This is a genomic window from Psychrobacter sp. AOP7-B1-25 (genome assembly GCF_052376195.1).
Lineage (GTDB): Bacteria > Pseudomonadota > Gammaproteobacteria > Pseudomonadales > Moraxellaceae > Psychrobacter.
Window position 1 is genome coordinate 1 of sequence record NZ_JBQSVK010000036.1, and the last position, 3,197, is coordinate 3,197.

The 3,197-nt window shown below is 35.8% G+C and carries 4 protein-coding genes and 1 pseudogene; 1 reads left to right on the forward strand and 4 read right to left on the reverse strand.

Translation table 11 applies throughout. The annotated features are described in order from the left end of the window. Nucleotides 1-335: 335 nt before the first annotated feature. The 4 genes from ACT3QR_RS13805 to ACT3QR_RS13820 form a co-directional block, all read right to left on the reverse strand. The gene (locus ACT3QR_RS13805; RefSeq protein ID WP_443563702.1) at nt 336-536 is read right to left on the reverse strand and encodes a DUF7336 domain-containing protein; all 201 of its coding nucleotides are present in this window, start codon (nt 534-536) and stop codon (nt 336-338) included. Between the two features lie 185 nt (nt 537-721). Beyond that, nucleotides 722-1,642: a replication initiation protein gene (locus tag ACT3QR_RS13810; RefSeq protein ID WP_144298161.1), complete on the reverse strand. Its 921-nt coding sequence runs from the start codon at nt 1,640-1,642 to the stop codon at nt 722-724. A 659-nt stretch (nt 1,643-2,301) separates the two neighbouring features. After that, nucleotides 2,302-2,439, reverse strand: coding sequence for a hypothetical protein (locus ACT3QR_RS13815; protein ID WP_444521862.1), 138 nt, complete (start codon nt 2,437-2,439; stop codon nt 2,302-2,304). A gap of 31 nt (nt 2,440-2,470) precedes the next feature. Further along, nucleotides 2,471-2,686, reverse strand: coding sequence for a MobA/MobL family protein (locus ACT3QR_RS13820; protein WP_444521863.1), 216 nt, complete (start codon nt 2,684-2,686; stop codon nt 2,471-2,473). Between the two features lie 312 nt (nt 2,687-2,998). Between ACT3QR_RS13820 and ACT3QR_RS13825 the strand changes: the two are divergent. Further along, a pseudogene (locus ACT3QR_RS13825) lies at nt 2,999-3,197 on the forward strand (hypothetical protein); the annotation flags it as partial.

Sequence of the window (3,197 nt, forward strand, 5' to 3'; positions counted from 1 at the left end):
AATATACTGATGCCGAGGACTCAATAAATATCAATTATATTGATAGGCATAAAAAAAAGCATTCTGCGAACGTAGTACCCTATGCGGCTAAGTATGATAAACAGAAATATCAATTTGACATCGAATAGCACCCATTCGCTATAAATTTGAGTCTAGCCACAAATGGAATGCTTCGGAAATTTCCTTTCTCTTATCCTCTGGAGCATCTGGATAAGGATAAAATCTATTATAATCGTTTCTGAAGTGACTGCTTCTAATCTGTTTAGATAGCCGGTCAATAAAGTTCTTTGAGTATACCTTCACTTGTTCGGTGCACTATACAGGCATCGGATAGCTTAGAAACCACTAGACCAACAAAGTTTATTTAATTCGTACTCATCTATCAAAAAATCATCAAGATGATCTTTAAAGCCTGGCTTGTCACTAAGGGTTTTAATAGCCTTTTCTGCCTCTTGTTTAGAGTCATAAACGCCTAATAATCTCATGTTTTCGGTCAAACCATCAATAGCATGTTCAAGAACATATACTCTCTTCATTAAAAACCTCCATAAAAAAACATAGCTAAGTAGGAATAGCATATTTTAGAGTTAAAAAATAACGGTTATCAGCTATACCCCAAGGGAACCAGTGTTTTATCCCCTCAAACCTATTAATAGACCACTTAAAATAGACTGCTATAAGAGAACTACTTATAACGGTCTATGAGTGTTGGACAGTATTGCTACTTCTTACTAGGGGACTTCAAATAATCTTCTAGCGGTCTTTTTGTGAAATCTTCAGGATAAGTTATTAGATAATCTTTCATCTCTCGCCTAAAATCATCTGTATTCATCTTTGCGTTATGGCTTAAACGGCGATAGTTATTATAGTCAGCTACAAACTGCTCTGTTCTAACTATCGCATCAATCTTATCGTTTGATAAACTGCCATCTTTGTTCTCTAATCTCGCCAAAGATTTTTTATGAAACTTTAAGGTAAGGCTAACAAAGGACTGTCTCACTTTTCGATAATCAACCGTTATTTTGTATTCAGTATTAGCGTTGATTTCTTCTAACGCTTTATCTATGACACGTTCTCTCAACTGTCCAAACTGCTTATACTTGCCTGATACACCCATAATATACTTAAAATCTTCAAGGTCTAAGGTCTTGCTATATTGGTACTGACCGATCCAACAGACAATCAGTTCATACAGACGTATAGCATGTGTGCTTGATAGCTCGGCTATTTCAATCAATCTGTACTTAGTAAAGTTTGCTTTTAATTGAGTTAAGTACGGTAGTATATCTTCTGCAAAAGTAACTGTTATCAAGTTATTATCAGTATCAAACAATACGCCTGATACAAATCTAGTCCGCAACCTTTTATTTCCATCAAGTTGTATTGTTACCTCCCTGTCGAATAGGCTGTCCGCCGCTGTTTCTAAGTCCCTATATATATTTTGTTTTTTCCCATCATGGTAGAAAACCTCCATTATCTGCTCAACAGTAATTGTAAATTTCGTTTGTTTGGTTATTTGTACAGCGTCTGGTCTACTGTCAATATGACTAATACAAGAGAATAGTAGTTGCTTCTCTTTGGTGCTCATAGCATACGCCGCTAGTACTAAAGCATTAGATTGTGCGACTAAATTATTTTCCATATTTGAACCTATCAGCAGTAATATTAATAACTGACATGCTAGCTTACTCACTTAAAAAACACAAATAAAAATCACAAAATTTTTTTTAAGTGTTTTCTTTGCTCAATAGGTGTTTTCTTTGCTCAATAGGTGTTTTCTTTGCTCAATAGGTGTTTTCTTTGCTCAATAGGTGTTTTTTACGCTCGTAACTTACTGATTTTAAAAGGGAAAAATAGCTCTTAAACAAGAATAAACAAGAATAAACAAGAATAAATAAAACCCTAAGAAAACGTTTTATTGAAAATTAGGAAGATTTGGACAGTGAAAAATTGAAATTATTTATCAGAATTTGATAAAAAGAGATTCTATTAGCGACTTACACCACGACTTTGGGTAACAGCTCTATCTTTATTGTAATTAAATGAGCTTATACAGCTCTATATTGCCGTATTTTGGTCTTTAGACAATTTATAGCTATATTATTCAGCAAAAGTACTTAAAGACGCTCTAAGCTCATATTTGAGCTAATAACGCGTTTTACTAATAGTATCTGCTAGGTACTCTTTAGCGACTCCTTAACTTCATTAGATCGGCTATAGTCTGAGATATAGATATCCAAGGCTTTGACATAGATGAATGATGAAATAATGTCTCTATTCATTCGTCCAACGTCACCGCTACTACGGCCTAATTTCTTTATCAGTTAGTCGATGAATAGCGCCATATTTGTCTGCAAGCGTTTGGGCGAACTGATGCGCGATTGTTTTGCGATCTTCTGCGCTTAATTCATGCGGTAGATTAACCAGCAACACGCGCATCGACTCGCTTCTCGGCTGCCTTCGCTTTGTTTCATAAACCACTGTGTGAAATTTCAGCGTTGGCTGCTGCCAGTCTTGAGGGCAAAATAATATCCGTGCTCTTCACCCCATGCTTTTTTGAATAGTCGTGGGTCTTACCATAGCGCTTATCCTCTAGTTCTATCCCTGCTCGATAGCTCATACTGGCAACGGCACTTTGTCCACTGCCTCGTGATATGGATTTGGTTGATGCGATAAAAATAGCCATTTCTAAATACTCATATTTTTGTCTTTTAGCACTACGTCTTTTCGTAGTGCTGGGGGTGTGGGGGTTTACCCCTGCCGATGTTTTGATTTTATAAATGTGTGACCGTCAGGGAATAAACATTTGTGAAGTCGAAAACTCGCACTTGTCTAAAAAGACAGCCAAGTGAAACAACTCCAATTCACTGTTATACTAACACAGACCATAAATTTTTCTAGGTGAGATTATGCCAACGATAGAACAAAAGATAGCCCGCAAACAAGACGAGCTGAACCGATTAAAGACCAGACGAAGAAAATTAGGGTGAGCATGATTATGAATAAGAGTTTTTTGCTTGTTTTGATAAGTATATTTCTAATATCATGCGCACCTTTTGAATCAGATAAAGGCAAAATCATTATAAATAATAAGAGTCCTTATCTTATAACTGATGTGAATATTGAATACGAAGCCGCTGGAAAAATAGACTCAATAGGTAATATTGCCTCTAATTCTTCATATAAATATACTATTC

What these genes read in the sequence shown, in the direction of transcription:
- ACT3QR_RS13820 (WP_444521863.1), bottom strand. Translation starts at nt 2,686, where the DNA reads ATGGCTATTTTTATCGCATCAACCAAATCCATATCACGAGGCAGTGGA.
- ACT3QR_RS13805 (WP_443563702.1), bottom strand. Translation starts at nt 536, where the DNA reads ATGAAGAGAGTATATGTTCTTGAACATGCTATTGATGGTTTGACCGAA.
- ACT3QR_RS13815 (WP_444521862.1), bottom strand. Translation starts at nt 2,439, where the DNA reads ATGCGCGTGTTGCTGGTTAATCTACCGCATGAATTAAGCGCAGAAGAT.
- ACT3QR_RS13810 (WP_144298161.1), bottom strand. Translation starts at nt 1,642, where the DNA reads ATGGAAAATAATTTAGTCGCACAATCTAATGCTTTAGTACTAGCGGCG.